This window comes from Haliscomenobacter sp., from assembly GCF_040403615.1.
GTDB lineage: Bacteria > Bacteroidota > Bacteroidia > Chitinophagales > Saprospiraceae > Haliscomenobacter.
In genome coordinates this window covers 13,203-16,152 of sequence record NZ_JBBAKG010000118.1, presented here as the reverse complement: position 1 = coordinate 16,152, position 2,950 = coordinate 13,203, and the positions used below count along the sequence as shown (strand labels likewise).

At 47.9% G+C, this 2,950-nt stretch carries 3 protein-coding genes; 2 read left to right on the top strand and 1 reads right to left on the bottom strand.

Annotation, left to right across the window (positions count from 1 at the left end; all coding sequences use genetic code 11):
* Window positions 1–387: NTP transferase domain-containing protein (locus tag ABW391_RS24960; RefSeq protein WP_353484629.1), on the top strand; the 387-nt coding region annotated here is incomplete at its 5' end.
* A 123-nt stretch (window positions 388–510) separates the two neighbouring features.
* Complete coding sequence (gene lpdA, locus ABW391_RS24955) at window positions 511–1,914, top strand: dihydrolipoyl dehydrogenase (RefSeq protein WP_353484628.1); 1,404 nt, start codon at window positions 511–513, stop codon at window positions 1,912–1,914.
* A gap of 73 nt (window positions 1,915–1,987) precedes the next feature.
* Here the strand turns inward: lpdA and ABW391_RS24950 are convergent.
* On the bottom strand, window positions 1,988–2,950 hold a 963-nt coding region (locus ABW391_RS24950; RefSeq protein WP_353484627.1), incomplete at its 5' end, for a hypothetical protein.

Below are 2,950 nucleotides of genomic sequence, written 5' to 3'. Positions count from 1 at the left end.
CCAGATACTTTTTTGGGCTTGGGGCCTTATGGTGCTATTTTATCGGCGTTCAGAGAACATCCCGATGCGGCCTGGTTGGTGGTTGCTTGCGATTTGCCACATATGGATGAGGCAACGCTGGAGCAATTGGTGGCCCAACGCAATACTTCCAAAGTGGCCACTACGTTCAAGAGCCCGTTTGATCAATTTCCTGAGCCACTGGTGACCATTTGGGAACCGCGCAGTTACCCCATATTGCTGCAGTTCATGGGACAAGGATACACTTGTCCGCGCAAGGTATTGCTCAATTCATCAATTGAGTTGTTGGTTGCCGAAAACACCGAGGCGCTGGAGAATGTGAATAAACCTGATGAGTTGATTAAAGCCCTGGAGAAGATAAAGAAGTAAGTCAGGTATATTTGTTTGCAGGAAATGAACAATTCAATACGTTCAACCTGTTCTTTTTTGAGGTATTTGGCATGCAGGTAGCATAAATCAGCTACTTTTGCTCTCAAAAAATTTCACAACCTTATGAAATACGATGTAACTGTGATCGGCTCTGGCCCCGGGGGGTATGTAGCCGCCATTCGTTGCGCCCAACTGGGACTAAAAACCGCCATTATTGAACGTTACAATGCCCTGGGAGGCACCTGCCTCAATGTTGGATGCATCCCCTCCAAAGCATTGCTCGATTCATCTGAGCATTACCATGACGCCAAAGAAAAATTCGGCGAACATGGCATCCTCCTGGAAAACTTGCAGGTGGACATGCCCCAAATGATCAAGCGCAAAAACGATGTAGTCAGTCAGACCGTTAAAGGCGTGGAATTTTTGATGAAGAAAAATAAAATCGACGTCCATTACGGTCACGGTTCATTTGTCAACGCCAATTTGATTCGCGTAGCGAAAGAAGATGGTTCTACAGAGGACATTGAAACCGATAAAACCATCATCGCTACGGGTTCCAAGCCAATCGTACCCGCCAATTTCAACTACGACAAAAAACGCGTCATCACTTCCACGGAAGCCTTAAACATCGACAAGGTACCCGCTCGTATGGTAGTCATTGGCGGTGGCGTAATTGGCCTTGAACTGGGGTCGGTGTACGCACGCCTGGGCACACAAGTAGACGTGATCGAGTACCTGGATCGGATCATTCCCGGCATGGACGGCGATTGCAGTAAGGAATTGCAACGCGCATTGAGCAAAACAGGCATCAAGTTTCACCTTCAACACATGGTCACTGCCGTTTCGCCTTCTGAGGATAAAGTGGTGGTGGAATACCAAAAACGCGACACAGACGAAAAATTGAGCATCGAAGCAGATTACTGCTTGATAGCCATTGGCCGCAAGCCTTATACCGATAAACTGGGACTGGAAAACGCAGGCGTAAGCGCCGATGAAAAAGGCCGCATCGTTGTAGACGATCACCTGCAAACGAATGTACCGGGCATCTACGCCATTGGTGACGTGATCAAAGGTGCAATGTTGGCACACAAAGCTGAAGAAGAAGGGGTTTTTGTGGCTGAAACCATTGTAGGTCAAAAACCACACATCGATTACAACCTCATTCCCGGAGTGGTGTATACCTGGCCGGAGGCGGCTGGAGTAGGCCAAACCGAAGAGCAATTGAAAGCGGCAGGCGTAGCTTATAAAATGGGCAAATTTCCATTCAAAGCGCTGGGTCGTGCCCGTGCCAGCATGGATACCGATGGCATGGTGAAAGTCCTGGCCGATAAGGAAACCGACGAAATCCTGGGTGTACACATGGTTGGCCCCCGTACTGCCGACATGATTGCAGAGGCAGTAGCCTTGATGGAATTCCGGGCTTCTGCTGAAGATGCCGCACGCATGAGTCATGCCCACCCGACCTATACCGAAGCATTCAAAGAGGCGGCTTTGGCGGCTACGGCAAACCGGGCTTTGCACATGTAACCATCGTTAAGCGTAAAATATAGAAGGTCTTCAATAGCTCATCCGCCGTTGAAGACCTTTTGTGCTTTTAGTATCATTCCCGCTCCAATCCCCGAATTCTCCGTTGTTCACCAATTTTTCCAATCTTTTCCCATAAATCCCCTGCATCCTGAATGCTGGTGAGGGTAAAGTACATCAATCCCAGGCCAATTGTCACGATGGAAAAAACAAAGAAGGTCATGAACACCTGAAAGGCAAGCAGGAATACAATGCCAAACTGATCCATCTTTTTGGGCGGCAAATTCACCACCCAGGTGACCACATCCAGGAAAAAACCAACCACTCCGCTGTGCATCAAGCCCAGAAAAAAGATCCCTGTACCCAACAAAATCAAGGTCAGTGCCCATACTCGGCCTCGTTGAGGAAAAGCCAGCGCAAACGTTCGGGAAATGCCTGTAAATGGGTTGCCACCAGCTTCGCTTTGGGCGATAAAAATCCATAGCAAAGCAATAGGGAAAACGATGCTTCCAATCAGCCAGGTAAGAGCTCCAGGTGCTGCAAACAACAACAGCAGCAGTCCGGTACCGGGCAATGCCGCAAATAAGTCTTTGCCTAGTTTGCTCCAGCTTGGCCAGGCTTCTCCACTGTCGAAAATCAACATGCGGTTGATTCCTGTGCACAAAATCATTACGCAAATCCCCATAATTAAGGGCAAAGCGGCCAGGTGATCGTTGAAAATCATATCGTCGAAATTGTCGAGATAATCACCCCAACTGGTAGACAACTTGAAAACCTCTTCATTGATGGCCGGACTCAGGGCAAATACAGCTGTACAATAAAATGTAGTTGTGCCAATGACCAGAAGCATCACTTTGCGCAAATGATTGCGCATAAACAGAAAGGACTCCGTAAAAAGCTCCCCATTGCGTTTGATGCTTTGGTAATTGATTTTTAGCTTCAAATCAGGCGTCAAATCAGCATTGTACAAAGGCGGCGCAAACCCTATTCTCGCCTTCAGTGACGGGTACCACAAAAAATAACTCAGTACAAAAAACAG